Annotated in this window: 17 protein-coding genes; 5 read left to right on the top strand and 12 right to left on the bottom strand. The window is 69.1% G+C overall.

Going from position 1 to position 18,778, the window contains the following annotated elements:
• Positions 1-67 precede the first annotated feature (67 nt).
• The 11 genes from AB0F51_RS06810 to AB0F51_RS06760 form a co-directional block, all read right to left on the bottom strand.
• Positions 68-1,603 (bottom strand): cation acetate symporter, encoded by a 1,536-nt coding sequence (locus AB0F51_RS06810; protein WP_360275190.1) that lies wholly within the window; start codon positions 1,601-1,603, stop codon positions 68-70.
• A gap of 12 nt (positions 1,604-1,615) precedes the next feature.
• Entirely contained in the window at positions 1,616-1,999 is a 384-nt protein-coding gene (locus tag AB0F51_RS06805) for a hypothetical protein (RefSeq protein ID WP_360275187.1), read from the bottom strand.
• A 1-nt stretch (position 2,000) separates the two neighbouring features.
• A complete protein-coding gene (locus tag AB0F51_RS06800) occupies positions 2,001-2,747 on the bottom strand; it encodes a LytTR family DNA-binding domain-containing protein (protein ID WP_360275184.1) in 747 nt (248 codons plus the stop codon).
• Between the two features lie 9 nt (positions 2,748-2,756).
• Positions 2,757-3,887: a histidine kinase gene (locus tag AB0F51_RS06795; RefSeq protein ID WP_360275181.1), complete on the bottom strand. Its 1,131-nt coding sequence runs from the start codon at positions 3,885-3,887 to the stop codon at positions 2,757-2,759.
• An 18-nt stretch (positions 3,888-3,905) separates the two neighbouring features.
• Positions 3,906-4,640, bottom strand: a complete 735-nt coding sequence (locus tag AB0F51_RS06790; RefSeq protein ID WP_360275179.1) for a metallophosphoesterase family protein — start codon at positions 4,638-4,640, stop codon at positions 3,906-3,908.
• Positions 4,641-4,697: 57 nt separating this feature from the next.
• Positions 4,698-5,915: a hypothetical protein gene (locus AB0F51_RS06785; RefSeq protein ID WP_360275176.1), complete on the bottom strand. Its 1,218-nt coding sequence runs from the start codon at positions 5,913-5,915 to the stop codon at positions 4,698-4,700.
• On the bottom strand, positions 5,912-7,078 hold the full coding sequence (locus AB0F51_RS06780) for a hypothetical protein (RefSeq protein ID WP_360275173.1): 1,167 nt from the start codon (positions 7,076-7,078) through the stop codon (positions 5,912-5,914). Before AB0F51_RS06780 ends, AB0F51_RS06785 begins: the two co-directional genes overlap by 4 nt.
• A gap of 17 nt (positions 7,079-7,095) precedes the next feature.
• Positions 7,096-8,226, bottom strand: a complete 1,131-nt coding sequence (locus AB0F51_RS06775; RefSeq protein ID WP_360275171.1) for a hypothetical protein — start codon at positions 8,224-8,226, stop codon at positions 7,096-7,098.
• Positions 8,226-9,269 (bottom strand): hypothetical protein, encoded by a 1,044-nt coding sequence (locus tag AB0F51_RS06770; protein ID WP_360275169.1) that lies wholly within the window; start codon positions 9,267-9,269, stop codon positions 8,226-8,228. The genes AB0F51_RS06775 and AB0F51_RS06770 overlap by 1 nt, the downstream gene beginning before the upstream one ends.
• On the bottom strand, positions 9,266-10,477 hold the full coding sequence (locus AB0F51_RS06765) for a hypothetical protein (protein ID WP_360275166.1): 1,212 nt from the start codon (positions 10,475-10,477) through the stop codon (positions 9,266-9,268). Before AB0F51_RS06765 ends, AB0F51_RS06770 begins: the two co-directional genes overlap by 4 nt.
• A 71-nt stretch (positions 10,478-10,548) precedes the next feature.
• Positions 10,549-11,652 (bottom strand): hypothetical protein, encoded by a 1,104-nt coding sequence (locus AB0F51_RS06760; RefSeq protein ID WP_360275163.1) that lies wholly within the window; start codon positions 11,650-11,652, stop codon positions 10,549-10,551.
• 77 nt (positions 11,653-11,729) lie between these two features.
• On the opposite strand from AB0F51_RS06760, the gene AB0F51_RS06755 reads away from it, so the two are divergent.
• Positions 11,730-13,184: a serine/threonine-protein kinase gene (locus AB0F51_RS06755; protein WP_360275161.1), complete on the top strand. Its 1,455-nt coding sequence runs from the start codon at positions 11,730-11,732 to the stop codon at positions 13,182-13,184.
• Positions 13,185-13,187: 3 nt separating this feature from the next.
• Here AB0F51_RS06755 and AB0F51_RS06750 read toward each other — a convergent pair whose 3' ends face one another.
• Positions 13,188-14,129 (bottom strand): hypothetical protein, encoded by a 942-nt coding sequence (locus tag AB0F51_RS06750; protein ID WP_360275159.1) that lies wholly within the window; start codon positions 14,127-14,129, stop codon positions 13,188-13,190.
• A gap of 79 nt (positions 14,130-14,208) precedes the next feature.
• Between AB0F51_RS06750 and AB0F51_RS06745 the strand changes: the two genes are divergently transcribed.
• From AB0F51_RS06745 to AB0F51_RS06730, 4 genes are read left to right on the top strand one after another with little or no spacing between them, the layout of a single operon-like run.
• Positions 14,209-15,534: a dipeptidase gene (locus AB0F51_RS06745; protein ID WP_360275157.1), complete on the top strand. Its 1,326-nt coding sequence runs from the start codon at positions 14,209-14,211 to the stop codon at positions 15,532-15,534.
• 52 nt (positions 15,535-15,586) lie between these two features.
• Complete coding sequence (locus AB0F51_RS06740) at positions 15,587-16,711, top strand: NAD(P) transhydrogenase subunit alpha (protein ID WP_360275154.1); 1,125 nt, start codon at positions 15,587-15,589, stop codon at positions 16,709-16,711.
• The gene (locus AB0F51_RS06735; RefSeq protein WP_360275151.1) at positions 16,708-17,013 is read left to right on the top strand and encodes an NAD(P) transhydrogenase subunit alpha; all 306 of its coding nucleotides are present in this window, start codon (positions 16,708-16,710) and stop codon (positions 17,011-17,013) included. The genes AB0F51_RS06740 and AB0F51_RS06735 overlap by 4 nt, the downstream gene beginning before the upstream one ends.
• On the top strand, positions 17,010-18,380 hold the full coding sequence (locus tag AB0F51_RS06730; protein WP_360275149.1) for an NAD(P)(+) transhydrogenase (Re/Si-specific) subunit beta: 1,371 nt from the start codon (positions 17,010-17,012) through the stop codon (positions 18,378-18,380). The genes AB0F51_RS06735 and AB0F51_RS06730 overlap by 4 nt, the downstream gene beginning before the upstream one ends.
• Positions 18,381-18,778: the final 398 nt, after the last annotated feature.

Below are 18,778 nucleotides of genomic sequence, written 5' to 3'. Positions count from 1 at the left end.
GGCCCCCAGCTTTCGGCCGACGGCGGACCCGCCTGCGGCGAGCGGTCGGAACAGCGCGACGAACGGTTCAGGCGGGTGGCAGGCCGCGGTCCACGTCGACGGCTTCGGGGGTGTGCAGCCGGACCATGCTGCGGGCGGTGCCGCGGGGGATCTTGTGCGGGGTGAGCTTCGAGACGACGATCACGGTGAGGAAGGCCAGCGGCATCGTCCAGGCGGCGGGCTGGCCGATCAGGGCCTTCGGCCAGCCGGCCGAGGGCGGGCCGATGACATTGACCAGTACTGCGGTGATCGCGGCGACTCCGCCGACGACCAGGCCGGCCGCGGCGCCGACGGTGGACATCTTCCGCCACCAGATGCCCAGGACCAGCAACGGACAGAACGTCGACGCGGCCACTGCGAACGCCAGGCCCACCGTGTCGGCCAGGCTCAGTGCGCCGGTGAGGTTGAAGGCCAGATAGGGGACCGCGACCGCGAGCAGGGCTGCGATGCGGAAGCTGTTGACCGCCAGGTAGTCGCCACCGGTCAAGCGGTGCAGCCGGTTGCGCAGGAGGTCCTGGTCGATGACGCCCGCGATGGCGACCGTCAGGCCGGACGACGTCGACAGGAACGCGGCGAAGGCTCCGGCCGCGACGAGCGCACCGAGCAGATCTCCTGCTGTGCCAGGGAAAATCCGGCCGGGCAGCTCGAGGACGACGGTGTCGGCGCCCCCGCCGATCAGGTCGGGCGCGAAGCTCCGGCCCAGGACGGCGTACAGGGGTGGGAAGAGGTAGAACGCACCGAGCAGGGCCAGCACGACGACCGTCGTACGGCGGGCCGCGCGGCCGTCCGGGTTGGTGTAGAAGCGGACCAGGACGTGCGGCAGGCCCATCGTTCCGAAACAAAGGGCCAAGAGCAACGAATACGTCGCGTAGAGCGGGTGGTCGCGTCCGCCCGCGTGGGACAGCGGCTCGGCCCATTGCGCGCCCGCACCTTGCAGGGACTCCAGTACTCCGACGGGGTGGTCGGCCGAGCGCCAGGCGATCAGGATGACGAAGATCGGCGTGGCCAGCGCGGTGAGCTTCAGCCAGTACTGGAAGGCCTGGACGAAGGTGATCGAACGCATCCCGCCGGCGGCCACGTTGATCACCACGATCAATGCGACGACCGCGGCTCCGACCGATGTCGGTGCGCCGGTCACCGTGTGCACGGTCAGGCCCGCGCCACGTAGCTGGGGGAGCAGGTAGAGGGTGCCGATGCCGAAGACGAGACAGGAGCAGATTCGGCGTACGACGGCGGACTCGAACCGGGTCTCGGCGAAGTCGGGCAGGGTGTAGGCGCCGGAGCGACGGAGCGGTGCGGCGATCAGGACGAGCAGCATCAGGTAGCCGACGGTGTAGCCGACCGAGAACCAGAGCATGTCGGCGCCGTTGACCAGCACCAGGCCGGCGACGCCGAGGAAAGATGCCGCCGACAAGTATTCGCCGCTGATCGCGGAGGCGTTCCAGCGCGGCGTGACGGCCCGGCTGGCGACGTAGAAGTCGCTCGTCGTCCGGGAGATCCGCAACCCGAACAGCCCGATCCCGATGGTTGCCACGATCACCAGACCGATCGCGGTCAGGCTCATTGCCGGGGACATCTACTTCCGCCCGACGAACTCGGTGAACTCGGTCTCGATCCGCTCGGCCTGGCGGACGTAGATGCGGGCGGCAACATAAACCACGGGATAGACGGCGACCCCGAGCAGGACCCAGGGCAGCGGTACGCCGAAGATCGCGAAAGTGCGGGTAGCCGGGATGAGGAGGAAGAGCAGCGGCAGACCGCCGAGCACGACGGCGGCACAGGCGACGACGGCAAGTGCCAGCCGGAGCTGCGACTGGATCAGCGAACTCATGTAGACCTCGCCAACCCGCGTCTGCTCGTCGATCTCCCGCGTCCCGGTGTGAGCAGTAGTCCGCCGGGCCGCACTCGTCCGCGGGCTGGTCACCCGAACCCGCCGCGGCGTTGGCTCCGGCGTAGTCATCTCAGCCTCGCAGGGAGGTTGAACGGACTAGCAGGTCGCGGAGTTCTCGGGTGTGGCGGCGGCTTACCGGTAGCCAGTCGTCGCCTACTCGGACTGAGCAGCGGCCGCTGTCGACTCGCATCTCGTCGACGTGGGCGAGGGCGACCAGGGTGCTGCGGTGGATTCGGGTGAAACCGGCGTCGCGCCAGCGTTCTTCGAGGGTGCTGAGGGGGATGCGGACCAGGTGCGAGTTCTGGCCGGTGTGCAACCGGGCGTAGTCGCCCTGCGCTTCGACGTACCGGACGGTGGAGCGCTGGACGAAGCGGGTGACGCCGGCGAGTTCGACGGGGATGACCTCGTCGTCGGAGTCCTCCTGCGGCGCCACGGCGACCGGCTTACCGGCGTTGACCACCCGGCGGACCGCTTCGGACAGCCGTTCGGCGCGGACCGGTTTCATCACGTAGTCGGCCGCGTCCAGGTCGAAGGCGGCCACCGCATGCTCGTCGTACGCCGTGACGAAGACGATCTGCGGGCGGCTCTTGAACTTGGACAGCACCTTGGCCAGGTCGATCCCGTCCAGGCCGGGCATCTTGATGTCGCAGAACACCACGTCGAGATCGGTCCCCTGCAGGATCTTCAGCGCGTCCGGCCCGTTCGAGGCGGTGAGGATCTCGCCGATCCGCGGGTCCCGGGACAGCAGATAGACCAGCTCGGCGAGCGCGGGCTCCTCGTCGTCGGCGACCAGCGCGCGCAGGGGAGAGTCAGCCATGGCCACACACTAAGCGGAGGCGTGCACCCCTGAGGAGTATTTGGGCACTCGGAAGCTGACCTTTGTGCCGGCCTCGGGTGCGGTCTCGACCACCAGGCCGTAGGCGTCGCCGTAGACCTGGCGCAGGCGGGCGTCGACGTTGCCGAGACCGACCGAGTCGTTGCTCGACTCACCGGCCAGCGCGGCCCGGATCACCTCGGGGTCGCTGCCGGCGCCGTCGTCCTCGACGCTGATCTCGGCCTCCAGCCCGCGGTCCTGGGCACGGATGGTGATCCGGCCGACACCGGACGTGCCCTCCAGGCCGTGCCGGACCGCGTTCTCCACCAGCGGCTGGACGACGAGGAACGGGATCGCCACTGACAGCACCTCGGGCGCAATCAGCAGCGACACCTTGAGCCGCTCGCCGAACCGGGCCTGCTCCAGGACCAGGTACCGCTCGACGTTGCGCAGCTCGTCGGACAACGTGGTGAACTCGCCGCCGCGGCGCAGCGCGTACCGGGAGAAGTCGGCGAACTCGAGCAGGAGTTCCCGCGCGCGTTCCGGGTCGGTCCGGACAAACGAGGCGATCGCCGCCAGTGCGTTGTAGATGAAGTGCGGGCTGATCTGCGCCCTGAGCGCACGCAGCTCGGCCTCCATGGCCCGGGTGCGCTCCTTGTTGAGCTCAGCGAGCTCCACCTGACCGGAGACCCAGCGGGCCACCTCTTCGGTCGCCCGGACGAGTGCTGCCGAGGAGCGAGGGCTGTACGCGACCAGGACGGCCACTACGCGGTCCTCGGTGACGATGGGTGCGACTACCGCAGTACGGACCGGGCATTGGGGATCACCGCACGCGACGTCGTGAGCACCGAGTACTGCGGTCCGCCCGGTCCGCAGGGTGGATGCCGCGATGGCCTTGGTGTCCCGACGGTGGTTGCTCTCGTACGGACCGCCCACACCGTCCCAGGCCAGTACGCCGGACGAGTCGCAGATGGCGATGGCCGCAGTACCGAGGAGATCGCGTAGGTGCTTGCTGGCCTTGCCGGCGGCCGCAGGGGTCAACCCCTCGCGCAGACTCGGTGTGGCCAGGGAGGCGGTGTGCAGGGTCGCGTACGTCGCCTTGTCGGCCGGGGTGCCGAAGTGCTTCCGTCGCCGCGCGAACATGCCCCCGACGGTAGCTCCTCAGACCTCCGAGCGCGGCCTGAACGCCTCCAACGCCTCGGTGTCGGAGTAGTTGGACCGCAGGTACGCGTCCAGCCAGGACTCGATCCCCGGGTACGACGAGTGCTTGGCGAGCTGGTCGGCGGCGGTAGGGGGCAGCGCAGTACGACGAAGCTGGACGCCGGACGAGGTCAGGAGCGCCCAGCTAGCCCCGGGTGCGCCGTACGGCATGCCGACACTGCCTGCGTTGACCACCAGTCGCCGGTCGACCTGCCGGGCGAACGGCATGTGCGTGTGCCCGCAGACGACCGTCCTGATCTCCTCCGGTACGCCGTTGAGCACGTCTGCCCAGCGGGAGATCGGGCTGTCGACCAGCACCACCTCCTCGTCATCGCGGGGCGTCGCGTGGCAGAACAAGGTGTCCCCGATGGTGACTGTGGTCGGCAGGCCGGCCAGCAGCTCAACCTGGTCGGACCGGAGCTGTGCAGCCGCCCATGGGCTGACCTCGTCCGGCGGGTCGCCCTTGAACGACCCACGAGCCATCTCCACCAGCTCGCGGTCCGCATTGCCGCGCACCCACACGGCCCGCTCGCCCAACCCCACCAGGAGATCCAGCGTCTCCACCGGCTGCGGGCCACTCGCGATGTCGCCGGCCAAGACCACCACATCGGCGGCCGCAACGTCCGGCTCCGCCAGCACGGCCTCCAGCGCGGGCAGTACGCCATGAATGTCCGCCAGCACCACCACTCGTTCCATATGAGCAGTCTGCCGTCGCCGGTCGCGCAGCGCTCGCTGGTTAGCTACTGGCAGACATCAGCTGCTGAGGACGAGGTCGCCGGTCCTGGCCGCCGTCGCGAGTTCGCAAGCGCCGGTCATGAAGTTGCACCGGACGATCGCTCGCTTGGCGTTCTCTTCGCCCTGATTCTCGACCACGACGACCATCAGGAAGTGCTGGTCGTCCTCGGCGGTGACGTCGAGGAAGCATCCCTTCCACTCCCGGAGCAGCCGGCCGCTTCCGGCGGCGAGCGCGCTCTGCTCGAGCGAGCAGTAGCCGTCCCCGTACGCCGGTCCACCGATCGCGGTGCCGCCGTCGGGTGTGAATCCGTCGACCATGTTCTCGCAGGTGCGCCACAGTTGTTTGCCGGTCGCGAGCTCGATGATCGAGCTGCAACTCCCGGCGTCGTTGACCAGGTTCGCGGAGGCGACGAACCGGCCGTCGTGGGAAACCGCCGTCGGCGAGGTCACCTTCTTGGCCTCGGCCTTCGCCGCACCCGGCGTCCAGGCATAGAGCGTCCAGGCGCCGCCGTCGCTCTCGCCCGACCGGAAGTACACCTGGCCGCCCGCGTAGGCCAGCACCCGAACGTCGTAGCCGTTCGGCACCTTGAGGCTCTTCACTGATCCGCCGGTCTCCGAGTAGACGACGCCGCCCTTGGTCTTGTTGCCGAGCGCGTCGCGATTGACCGCCGCGTAAGCCGCCGCGGACTGGTCCAGCGTGGTCACCAGCGATGACACACCAGCGGTCCGCCGGACGCTCTCGTAGTCGATCTTGAGCAGTTCCGGCTGTCCGGCCTTGTCGACGACGACCAGCGCCGAGTTGTCGAGCCGGCCGACCTCGTAGATCGGATCGGTGCCGGGGACCTTCCGCACCGAACCCGCTCCGCCGCGGACCTCACGGCCGATCACGTACGGCAGTTGGGGTTCGCGGCCCTTGGGCAGCTTGCCGGCATTCAGCGTGATGCTGGTGGGCCCGGTGATGGCGGGCGGGGTGCTGCTGCTGGGGGTCTTGCTCGGGGCGCTGGGGGTGCTTGACGGGGTGGGCCGGCTGGACGGGGTACCCGAGGGAGTGGTCGGGGCCGGCGTCTTCGACGGCGTCGTACTCGGGGTGGAGGGCGGGGTCTGTGCGGGCAGGGGAGCCGCGGCCGTGCCGTCCTGTTGCGGGGTCTGCTGGTACGCGAGCACGCCGCCGATCACGACCGCTGCCACCGCTACCGAGGCGACCAACGCGACCAACCGGCCGTCCTGCTGTTTCATGGCGTCATCCCTGGGTCGAGCCGCAGTTCGGCGTTGCCGAGGGGTACGGCGAACTCGCAATCACCGGTGGCGACTGCGCACCGGACGAGGGAGCCGCCGGTGGCTCCCTCGGTGCTGATCAGGACGTGCTGGTCGTCTTCGGCGACCGCGTTGGCGAAGAAACCCTTCCAGGCACGGAGCAGCTTGCCCGTCCTGGTGTCCTGGGCGGCGACGCGAACAATCGGGGTGTCGCCGACGTGCCCGCGGCTGACCGTGACCCGGGTGTCCGGGGTGAAGGCCGTCAGGCCGGCCTTGCACGTCTCCCAGAGTTTCTTGCCAGTGGCAACTACATGTACGGCGTTGCAGACGCTGACCGAGCCGTTGCGCCACGAGACGGCATAGCGCGCATCCCCGGACAGGAGCAGCGCCGCGGTGACGGTCTTGACCAGCTTCGGTGCTGTGGCTCCGGGGGTCCACTCGTAGAGCCGCTCGACGTCGCCCGCCTGCTCGTCGGTCACCCGGTAGTAGACCTTGTCGTTCAGCAACGCGACCACCTTCAGGGCGAACACATCCTCGGGGAGATCGAGGGTCTTGGTCACCCCGGTCGCCGACAGGTGATGCAGGTCGCCGCCTCTGGTCACGATCCCCTCGGCGTTGACCTGAAGCGTCGTGTACGCCGCTGCGGTGCCGCGCTGGTCGGTGACGAGGGTGTCGACCTTCGGGATCCGCCTGGTCGCGTGGCCCGCGCCGACGACGAGGAGGTCGGTCGTGGCGCCGTCGGTGCCGACCACCGCGAGCACGTCGTCGCCGAGCCGGGCGAACCTCTCGATCCGCTGACTGCCCGGGATCTTGACCGTCGGCCCGCCGCCACGGACCTCGCGACCCACCAGGTGGACCAGGTCGGTGCCCCGGCCCTTGGCGAGGCTGGTCAGGTCCACCTCGATCTCCACCGGTTTGGCGGTGACCGGAGGAGTGCTTGGCGACGGGATGAGCGAAGGGGTCGCCGATGGCGTGCCGATCGGCGTCTTGACCGGCGCCTTCGGGGTGGCCTGCCCCGGCAGCGGAGCTGCCGCGGAGCCGCCCTCATCCGGTGCCTGCCGGTAGGCGAGCACTCCGCCGATCACGACGGCCGCGACCGCGACCGACGAGACCAGAGCGACCAGTCGCCCGTTCTTTCGTTCCATGGCCGGCTCCTGATCCCTTACTGCCCGATCGAGACCTGAGTGAGGGCCAGCGGGGTGGCCAGTTCGCACCGGCCGGTGCTGACGTCGCAGCGGATGATCGCGCCCTTGGTGCCTTCGCCGTCGTCGGCGCGGATGAGCAGGTGCTGGTCGTCCTCGGCGACCGTCTCCAGGAACGCGAGTCCGTTCCACTCGTACAACAGCTTGCCGGTCCGCGCGTCCAGGGCCGAGGTCGCGGCCGCGCCGTACCCGTCGCCGTACGTCGGTCCGCCGATGACCGTCCGGCCGTCGGGAGTGAACCCCTCGAGGCCGTTCTCGCAGGTCCGCCAAAGTTTCTTGCCGGTGGCAACCTCGACGACGGCCGAGCAACTCGACGTGTCGGCGGTGATGTCGAGTGAGGCGGCGATCGTCGCGTCACTCGACAGGGCGGTCGGCGACGGGACGGTCTTGACCAGGGTTGCTGTGGGGCTGCCCGGGGTCCAGGCATACAGCTGCCAGGTTTTGCCGGTTTCGATCTTCGCCGAGCGGAAGTACACCGTGCCGGCTCGGTAGGCGATCACCTCGAGGCCGAAGCCACCGACCGCGATCTTCCGCACGGGGCCGTCGGCCTGCTCGGCGTACACGATCCCGCCACCGATGTCCTCGCCCGTGTCGGCGATCCGCGGTGCCGCGTACACCGCCGAGGCAGCGTCGGCGGTGAGTACCAGGCTGCTGACGTCCGGCGTGCGCCTCTTCTCGCCGGTGTTGTCTAGCCGCAGCAGGTCCGAGCCCTTGTTCGTGCCGAGCACGGCCAGCACCGAGTTGCCCAGCCGGGCGATGTGATGGATCGGCTCCGCTCCAGGAATCTTCACCGGATCACCGGCTCCACCGCGCACCTCGCGGCCGACCAGATAGGGCAGCTGCGGAGGACGGCCCTTGTCGAGCTTGCTCAGCTTCAGGGTGATCTTCCCGTTCGGCAGCGCGGGTGGCGTCGAAGAAGACACGGTGGCAGGGCTCGCCAGGGGCGTGGTGGCCGGTGGTACCAACGGCGCGGCCGCACTGCCACCCTCCGAGCGAGGACTCCGCTGAGCAGCCAGCACGCCGCCCGCCGCCACCGCGAGAACAGCGACCGTGACGATGACAACGGCCGGAAGGGTGTTCAGCTTCCGCATCAGCGCGCTCCCAACAGACGAAGACCAGCTTGCGCGGCCGCCAGTTCACAGGTGCCGCCGCCGATCGTGCACCGGATGATCGCACCCCGCGACCCGGTTCCGTTGTCCACAGTGAGCAACAAGTGATCGTCGTCCTCGGCAATGCCGGCCAGGAACCGTACGCCGGTCCAGCGGCGTTTCAGCGCACCCGTCCGGGCGTCGAGCGCGGCCGCGACCCAGGCCGAGCGGTCCTCGGCATCAGGGATCGACCTGCCGAAGACCGTCCTGCCGTCGAAGGTGAAGCCACCGACCGCGTAGCCGCAGGACTGCCAGAGCTCCCGCCCCGACGCCAGCTCCAGCAGGTTCGAGCAGGCGCGGCGGGGAGCGATCGCCACCAGTTCGCCTTGGTGGTTGGCGACGATCGAGCCCACCACACCCTTGAGGGTCGTGACCTTGCCAGTGGCCGAGTCCCAGGAATGCAGTGTCGCCTTGGCAGCGGCGCGGCCGGCAGAAGCAACGAAGTACACGGTGCTGCCCAGCACGGTGAGGACGGTCGATGCCCAGTCCTGAGGGCGCTTCAACTGCCGGCGCTCGTCGATGCCGAGCCCTTGCCAGTAGACCGTGCTGCCTTTCGCGTAGGCGACCGCATCTTGGGTCACTGAGCCGACGACGCTGCGGACGTCGGGGATGCGTTCGGTGACGAATCCGTCGATGCTGTCGATCCGGGTCAGCTCAGTGCCGGTCGACCCGGTCTGCAGGAGGATGAAGGCCGATCCGCCGTACCGGACGGCCTGCAGGATCTTCTCCTGGCCTGGTACGACGATGTCGCCACCGGCGCCGCCCTTGATCACCCGGCCGGCGAGATAGGGCAGCTGCGGAGTACGGCCGACCGGGAGCCGGGCGAGGTTGATCGGCGTCTCGGCCGGATCACCGCGCAGCGGCACCGCACTGGCGGCAGGGCTGGTGACCGGGTGCTGCGTGATCGCGACGAGCCCGCCACCGAGCACGGCCAGGACGGCGACCGCGACCGTGGAGATGGCAGGCAATCCGGCGCGGAGCTTCACGGTCGCCAGCCACCGAGGTCGAGCTGGCTGTCGGTCAGTCCGACAGCCGTCTCACAGGCACCGGTCGAGATGGTGCAGCGGACGATCGACCTCTTGATCCGGCTGACCGCGTGGTCCCAGACCATCAGCAGGTGCTCGTCGTCCTCGGCGAGGACGCCGCCGAACTGTCCCGTCCACTCGCGGATCACCTTGCCGGTGGCCGTGTCGTGGGCCGTGATCCTGGTGGCCGTGCCGTCATCGCCCGCGCCGCCGCGGCCGATGGTGACGGAGTGATCCGGGGTGAAGCCCAGCACTGTGCTCTCGCAGGTCTGCCACAGCCGCTTCCCGGCGGCCACCTGAGTCACGGTGGAACAGGTCCGGGTGACTTCGCCGGGATCGGAGTCGGAGATGGAGGCGGCCACTGTGCCGTCCTCCGAGACCATGGTCGCCGAGGCGACCGACTTCACCTGCGTCGGCGCCTGGCCGGGCTGCCACTCGAACAGCTTCCACGGGCCGGTGCGGGAGTCTTTCCAGTGGTAGTAGACCTTGCCGTTGTCCGTCACCCTGACGACTTCGAGCTGGTACGCCGTGGCAGGCACCTCCAGCTTCTGCACCGAACTCGAGATTGTGGAGTAGACGGCACCGCCGCGCCACTCGGTGCCCATCACCGCGTACGCCGCCGCGGCGCCGTTCCGCGAACCGACCAGTGAGCGGACGCCGGGCGTGTACGTCGCCTTGCCGGCCTCGATCGTGACCAGCCGCTCCCCGCTGGAGCTACTCACGGCGGCCAAGGTGGCGTTGCCCCTGCGGACGACTGTGTGGATCGTGTCGGTGCCAGGGATCTTCGTGGTCCAGCCGCCACCGCCGCGGACCTCCCGGTCGACCAGGTAGGCCATCTGCGGGGCCCGGCCCTTGCTGAGCTTGGCCGGTACGACGGCGACCTCGACCGGCCCGGTCGACGGGGGAGGAGGAGTCGTCGTCGGTGCGGGTGTCTGCTTCGTTGACGGCACCTGCTTGGCGGGCGGCGTCGGGGGAGGCTTGGGCGTGGGCGTAGTACGAGGCGGGGTGGTCAGAGTCGGTGTGCTGCTCAGCGGAGACAGCGGGATGAGGGGTCCTGCCGCTGAGCCGTCGGCGACGGGGCCACGCTGGTAGGCCACCGCGCCGCCGACCGCTACCGCTGTCACCGCGACGCACGCGACCATGACGGCGAGGCGGGTGTTTCTCCGCATCGCCGTCACCCCCGAATGGTCGTTGGTCGTCCCCGTCCGAGGTGGGACGCCGGGCCGGCTGGTTTTGTTGGTCACGATCCGATGACGAGTGGGCCGGCGGCAAGGGGCGACGCCAGTTCGCAGGCTCCGGTGCTCACCGTGCAGCGGACCAGGGCGGACCGGGAGGTGGGTTCGTCCTTGTCATGCCACTGCAGGAGCAGGTGGTCGTCGTCCTCGGCGATGGAGTCGCGCAGGGACGGCCCGGTCCACTCGCGGAGCCGGTTGCCCGTCGACAGGTCGAGCGCGACCGTCAGCGGTTCGCCGTACAGGGGGAAGTCGGGTGGGATGGCGGCGGCGAACACTTTGCCGGGGCTGAAGCGGGTCACGTTGTACTGGCAGGTCCGCCACCGTTGGGTGCCGGCCGGTAGCGGTGTGACTGCCGCACACATCCCACTGTCGTTGAGCACTGGCAACCCGGCCGCCAGGGTGCCGTCGCGGGACACCACAGTCGGTGAGACGACCTTGCTCAGCAGAGTGGGCTTCGGACTGCCCACCTTCCACTGGTAGAGGTGCCAGGGCTCACTGGTCGCGCCGGATCGGAAGTAGACGGTCCGGTCGACCACAGCGAGTACTTCGAGCTCGTAGACGCGCGGCCAGACCAGCTTCTCGGCAGGCTCGGTGGCGGAGCGCTGGTAGTACACCGTGCCCCCGGCACCCGACTGGTCGGCCGGTGTGAACCGCCCGCCAGAGGCGTAGGCCACGGCCTCGCCGTCGGCGCTGGTGACGAGCGAGTCGATCCCGGCGACCTGACGGATTTGCTTGCCTGAGGCATCTAGTACGACGAGGGAGGTGCGTTGGCTGGTCACCTGGATGGTCAGGACGGCCTCGCGGAGCCTACCGACCGCGACGATCTCCGCTGTGCCAGGCACCTTGACCGGGGCGCCCGTGCCGCCCAGCACGGTGCGGTCGCGCAGATAGGTGACGCCTGGGCCGGCACCGGGTTTGAGCGACTTGGGGTCGATCTTGACCGTCGACGGCGGGATTCTCTTCGGTGCAGACGAAGTGCCGGCGGCGCTCAGCGGAGCAGCGGTGCCGGCATCGGCGTGCGGACCGCGCGTGGCCGCGAGGAAGCCGCCGACGGCCACCGCTGCCACTGCCACGGTCGCGACGAAGATCACCAGTCGCTTGTCTCGCACCGTGCATCGGCCCCGTTTCGGTCTCGAACCCGCGCTCCGGCGACCCGGTCGCAGGAAGGATCGAGCATAATGCGGGGATGGACCAGCCACCGCGGATCGGCCGGTACTCCCTGGTCCGCCGGGTGGGTGCCGGTGGCTTCGCAACCGTCTGGCTGGCCAGGGACGAACAGCTCGACGCCGAAGTCGCCGTCAAGATCCTGTCCGACAACTGGATCGACGAGGACGACGTCCGGCGCCGTTTTCTGGCCGAGGGCCGCTTCCTGCGCCGGGTCGACTCACCGCACGTGGTCGGCGTGCACGACGTCGGCGAGACCGAGGACGGCCGCCCGTACCTTGTCCTCACCTACGCCGACGGCGGATCGCTCGCGGACCGGATCAAGGCCGGGCCGCTGGAGATCGCCGACGCCGTCGACATCATCACGCAGGTCGGCAGCGGGCTGAAGCAGCTGCACGCGCGCGGCGTCCTGCACCGGGACGTGAAGCCGGCCAACGTGCTGTTCCGGACCGACGAGTCGGGCGATCGCGCGATGCTCGGCGATCTCGGCCTGGGCAAGTCGCTGGAAACCGTGTCCCAGTTGACGATGCCCGGCGGTACGCCGGCCTACGTCGCGCCCGAGCAGGTGATGGGCGACCGGCTCGACCACCGCGCGGACCTCTACTCGCTCGGCGCGGTCGCCTACGCGGCCTTCACCGGGCAGGCACCCCATGGACTGATCAGCCTCGGCGCGGTGATGCGGATCGAGTCGCCGCCGCCGTCGATGAGCACCTTGCGCGACGACGTCCCGGACGCGATCGACGCCGTCGTACGACGGGCGCTCGAGCCGGATCGCGACAAGCGCTGGCCTGATCTCGACAGCTTCCTCGACGCGTTGCGCGAGGCGCACACCACCGGCAAGATCCCGGCCGGTCTCGTTCCTGCCGACCAGTTGCCGGTGCCGGCCGGTCCTGGTGTCGTTGACCAGGAGACGGCGCCGTCGGCCGCCAACGCACCAACGGTCGCGGCGACAGTGGTGGCCCCGGCCCCGGCCCCGAGGCGCTCTGTGCGGGCATGGGTGATCACCGTCATCCTCGCGGTGCTCCTGGCTGCTGGCGGCGGCTACGGCGGCTACCAGGTAGTGATGCGTCGCCCGGTGACTGTGGAAGAGAAGAACCTGTCAGTGAAGGTCCCGCGCGACTGGGACCAGAAGTCGACTACGGCGGACGGGTCGGCCCTCCTGGTCACCACGGACACCAGCCACTGGCAGAGCGACAGCCGAGTACCGGGTGTCTACCTGGAGAAGCAGCCCAGCGGAGCCACCCTGCCGGCCACCGGCCGGACCCCGGCGGGCTGTACGCCCGTGGGCCAGGGGGAGCGGAACGGCGACAAGGTCACGTTCTACTACACCTGCGAAGACTCTGCCTCGAAGGTGAAGAGCACTGTGGGCGAGCGCTACGAGCTGGTCCTCCCGGGGACGGTACTGCGCACGCAGGCGCGCAGTACCGACAACCAGGAGGTCGCCGAGGTCCTCGACTCGGCGACCTTCATCAAGTAGCCGCTACGGCACCAGTGCGGTCAGCGACGACGCCGTGGCCTTGTGCATGCGGGGGATGACGTTCAGCGTGTTCGGGTCCGAGGCGTAGAGGTGTGAGCCCGACTCGTAGACCAGGTACGCCGTGCCGTTGTACTCCGTGATGCCCTCGGTCATGCTCGGCGCCCGGAAGCAGCTCAGCCGGGCCGCATCGAGATCCTTCTGACCCCGGCGTACGACGTACAGGTTGCTGCGGTTCCCCCGACCGTACGACGTGCTGTAGATGAAGTGGTTCGCCGTGACCATCAGGCCCTGCGTCTTAGTCGGCACCTCCCAGGCGCCCGGCAACGTGGTGAGCGAGCCGTCGTCGTTGATCTTGTACTCGTACATGGCGCCCCGGCCGGTCTCGTTGAAGCTGCCGGAGAAGATGGAGTCGCCGTAGCTGGTCAGGAACGAGGAACCCGCGACATCGCGCGCAGTACCGACCTGTGCCAGGTACGGCGTACCGGCTGCCTTCAGTGCGTCCCGGAGCTCGGTGAGCCGGTACTTACGGATGGAGTTGCCGGCACCGGAGACGAAGGCCCAGCCCTTCGACGTAGTGATCCCGCCGACGTGTGACTCCGCGACGGCCACTACACCGACCGTCGAGCCGGTGGCCGGGTCGATGCCGTAGATCTGCGAGTTGGCGCCGGTGCGGTAGGAGGCGACCAGCAGCAGGTTCTTGCCGGAGCCGTCCCAGTTGTACCAAGTGCCGGCGCCTTGCGGGGTGTGCGTGCTGAGGTTGGGGATGCTCGCACTGTTGCTGAACCGGGCGTCGTACTTCTTCGAGGCCGACGGGCCGTCGTAGAACGTGGAGCCACCGGTGGTCTCGGTGTCACAGGTGATCGCGGCGTTGGCCGGCGTACTGAGTGCTGTCAGCGCGGCGGCGGTGGTGACGAAGGCAGTGAGCAGCGCAAAGGGACGGGTCATCGAGTCCTCCGGGTTGGGGCGGAAACCTACGGGGTCTTCTGGCGGAAGGTTAGTCGTTGACCCGCAGTACCGTAGGCGCATGACCGATCTAGCCGCGGCGATCGACCGCGTTCTGCCCTCTGTCCGTGCCGACCTCGAGGACCTCATCCGGATTCCCTCGGTCAGTGCGGACCCGGCCCGTGCGGCCGACGTCCAGCGGTCCGCCGAGGCGACCGCCGCGCTGTTCGAGGCCGAAGGCTTCGCGATCCAGATCGTCCGGGCCGGCGACGGCGCGCCCGCGGTGATCGCGAAGAAGCCGGCGCCCGAGGGCAAGCCGACCGTGCTGCTCTACGCCCACCACGACGTGCAGCCGACCGGTGCCGTCGAGGAATGGACCTCGGAGCCGTTCGTCCCGACCGAGCGCGACGGCCGGCTGTACGCCCGGGGTGCCGCCGACGACAAGGCCGGGATCGCCGCCCACCTCGCCGCCGTACGGGCCTTCGGCAACGACCTGCCGGTGGGCGTGACGGTGTTCGTCGAGGGCGAGGAGGAGATCGGTTCGCCGACCCTGCTGCAGCTGCTCGACGAGTACTCCGACGAGCTGACCTCCGACGCGATCGTGATCGCCGACTCGGGCAACTGGGCGATCGGCCAGCCCGCGCTGACGGTTTCGCTGCGTGGCCTGGTCGACTGCTACGTCGAGGTGCGGACGTTGAAGCACGCCGTCCACTCGGGGTTGTTCGGCGGCGCAGTACCGGACGCGCTGACCGCGTTGTGCCGGTTGCTGGCGACCCTGCACAACGACAACGGTGACGTCGCGGTCGACGGACTGCACGCGACACGCGCGGCCGATCTGGAATATCCGGAAGACCGGTTCCGGTCCGAGTCGAGCGTGCTGGACTCGGTCAAGCTGATCGGATCGGGCACATTGGTCGACCGGCTGTGGACCCGGCCGGCGATCGCAGTACTGGCCATCGACGCACCGCGGGTCGCCGACGCGAGCAACACGTTGGTCCCCGTGGCCCGGGCGAAGGTCAGCCTGCGCGTTGCCCCCGGCGACGACGCCAACAAGGCGATGGAGGCCCTGCGCAACCACCTCGAGGAAAACGCGCCCTGGGGTGCGGAAGTCACCGTGACAGACGGAGATATCGGCCAGCCGTGCTCGATCAACGCGCGCGGAAAGGCCTACGACGCGGCCCGGTCGGCGTTCAGCACGGCCTGGGGTGTGGAGCCCGTCGACACCGGGATGGGCGGCTCGATCCCGTTCATCGCGGAGTTCCAGCAGGCCTTCCCGAATGCCTCCGTTCTGGTCACCGGCGTGGAGGACCCGGACACCCGGGCACACGGCATCGACGAGGGTCTGCACCTGGAGGAGTTCGCCAAGGTGTGTCTGGCCGAGGCACTGCTTCTTCAGAACTTGGCCTGATCGGCCCTACCGGGCTTTCCGGGCACCGTGTGTTTGGCATAGGTTTCGGCGAGTGAAGATCGCAGTGGTGCGCGAGACCAGACCGGCCGAGCGCCGGGTGGCCCTGGTGCCGGAACAAGTCGTCAAACTCGTCCAGCTCGGCTACGAGGTCGCGGTCGAACCCGCGGCCGGTGAGCGCGCGCTGTACTCCGACGACGCCTACCGCGAGGCCGGGGCCGAAGTGGCCTGGGGTGCCGACCACGCGGCCACCGTGGTGGTGTCGGTGCAGCCGCTCGAACGCGAGCGGCTGCAACGCCTGCACGCCGGTACTGCGCTGATGTCGTTCCTGCCGACGAATCCGCCGGACGTGATCCGGGCCGCGACCCGGGCCAAGCTGACCGCGTTCGCGATGGAGATGATCCCGCGGATCTCCCGGGCCCAGTCGATGGACGCGTTGTCCTCGCAGGCGCTGGTGGCCGGCTATCGCGCGGCCATCGTCGCGGCGGAACGGCTGCCCCGGTTCTTCCCGCTGAACATGACGGCCGCCGGGACGGTGCCGCCGGCCCAGGTCCTCGTCCTGGGCGCCGGCGTCGCCGGACTGCAGGCGATCGCCACCGCGAAACGGCTTGGTGCGGTGGTGAAGGCGTACGACGTGCGGACCGCCGCCGCCGAGGAGATCGCCTCGATGGGCGCGCAGCCGATCGAGCTCGAGCTCGGCACGCTGGACGGGCCGGGCGGCTACGCCCGCGAGATGACTCCCGAACGAGCCCAGTTGCAACGCGACCTGCTCGCGCCGTACGTGGCCGGCGCGGATGCGTTGATCACCACGGCCGCAGTACCGGGCCGGACCGCGCCGATGCTGGTGTCCCGGTCGATGATCGAGCAGATGAAGCCCGGCTCGGTCGTCGTCGACCTGGCCTCGGAGTCCGGCGGCAACGTCGAGGGTTCGGTGGCCGGCACCGAACTGATGATCGGCAATGCGCTGGTCTGGGGCGGTGCGAACGTACCGAGCCAGATGGCCGGTCCGGCCAGCCGGCTCTACGGTCAGAACATCGCCAACCTGATCACGCTGATGACCCGGGACGCGGAGTTCAACCCGGACTTCGACGACGAGATCGTCAGCGGCTGCTGCCTCACCCACGACGGGACCGTGCTGCACGAGCCGACCCGCCAGTTGCTGGAAGGATCAGCCTCATGACCGAGACCATCGCTTTGCTGACGATCTTCGTGCTCGCGGCGTTCGTCGGCGTCGAGGTGATCAGCAAGGTCTCGTCGACCCTGCACACCCCGCTGATGTCCGGCGCGAACGCGATCCACGGCGTCATCCTGGTCGGGGCGATCATCGTCACCGGCCAGGCCGAGTCGACTCTCGTGGTGATCGTCGGGCTGCTGGCCGTCGTACTGGCGACCGTCAACATGGTCGGTGGGTTCGTCGTCACCGACCGGATGCTGGAGATGTTCCGCGGTCCGGCGGCGCGCAAGAAGGAGCTGCAGAAGTGATCGCCACCTGGGCCCAGATCGGCTACCTGATCTCGGCGGTCTGCTTCATCGTCGCGCTGAAGGCACTCTCGTCGCCGAAGTCGGCGCGGGCCGGCAACCTGCTCGGCGCCGGTGGCGCGGTGCTCGCCGTCATCATCACCTTCATTGCCTACAAGCCGGACCACCTGGTCCCGATCCTGATCGCGCTGCTGATCGGCACGGTCGCGGGTGTGGTCGGGTCGCGCCGGGTGCAGATGACCCACATGCCGCAGCTGGTGGCGCTGTTCAACGGCGTCGGCGGTGGCGCGGCCGCCCTGGTCGCGCTGATGGAGCTCGGCGAGGTCCACGACGGCGAGACCATCGCCGCCGTCGCGACCGCCTTCACCATCCTGGTCGGGGCGATCAGCTTCTCCGGTTCGGTGGTGACGTTCGCCAAGCTGCAGGAGCTGATGACGAGCCGGCCGGTGACCTTCCCCGGGCTGCCCGTGCTGTTCGTGGCCGGCATCCTCGGTGGGCTGGCGCTGTCGGGCTGGCTGGTCTCGGACCCGCGGGTCTGGGTCGGTGTGCTGCTCTGCCTGGTCGGTCTCGCGCTCGGCGTGATGCTGGTGCTGCCGGTGGGCGGTGCCGACGTACCGATCGTCATCTCGCTGCTCAACGCTTTCACCGGTCTGACCGTGGCCGCCGGTGGTTACGTGCTCGGCAACGCGCTGCTGCTGATCGCCGGAACGCTGGTCGGCGCGGCCGGTACGTTGCTGACCAAGCTGATGGCCGACGCGATGGGCCGCTCGGTCTTCAACATCCTCTTCGGCGCGGTCAAGGGCGGTTCGACCCTCGGTGGCGGGACGGCCTCCGACCGCCCGGTCATCTCCGGTACTGCGACCGACGTGGCGATCCTGCTCGGGTACGCCCAGCGGGTCATCATCGTGCCGGGGTACGGGCTGGCTGTCGCGCAGGCGCAGCACGTCCTGCGCGACCTGGTCGAGGAGCTGCACGGCCGCGGGGTCAAGGTCGACTACGCCATCCACCCGGTGGCCGGCCGGATGCCGGGCCACATGAACGTGCTGCTCGCCGAGGCCCAGGTCCCGTACGAGCAGCTGCGCGAGATGGACGAGATCAACGGCGACTTCAAGGCGACCGACGTCGTCCTGGTCGTGGGTGCCAACGACGTCGTCAACCCGGCGGCCCGCAACACCCCGAGCGCCCCGATCTACGGCATGCCGATCCTGAACGCCGACGAGGCCCAGCGAGTCATCTTCCTCAAGCGCTCCATGCGCCCAGGCTTCGCCGGCATCGAGAACGAGCTCCTCTACGACCCCCGAACCACCCTCCTCTTCGGCGACGCCCGAGAGTCCCTCACCAAACTCCTCGCCGCGGTCAAGACCGTCTAACCCGCCACTGGATCACCCGGTCCGGCCCGGTACGCCGGTCCGGGCCCGGGCAGGTGGACCACTTCCCCGACCGCGGCGAATTCCGGTCCAGCAATGTGGGCGTAATGTGGCCCATTGTCATGGCTGAAAGTACGTGATGCTCATGATTGGCGGACGTATGGTGTATTCATCGCCCATCTAGGTGCGCTGCTAAGCACTCTTCCGGCGTGAAAACAAGGCCATGGCATCTTCCGGCCACAACCCCCGCCCAGGTTGAATCGATCCAATCCTGAGGCGATTGGTCTAGTCCGTATATTTCTCCGTGCGGCCGGGCGCTTGGCCGCCACCCCCTGCAAGCCGGACGGTCTGAGGGCGCCCTCGCCGAATCGTCAAGCAGGTAGGCCCTTCATCAATGACTC

It is taken from the genome of Kribbella sp. NPDC023855, assembly GCF_040639475.1.
In the GTDB taxonomy this organism is placed as follows: Bacteria; Actinomycetota; Actinomycetes; order Propionibacteriales; family Kribbellaceae; genus Kribbella.
The sequence above is the reverse complement of the archived record's forward strand: the minus strand, read 5'-3'. Positions and strand labels throughout refer to the sequence as shown.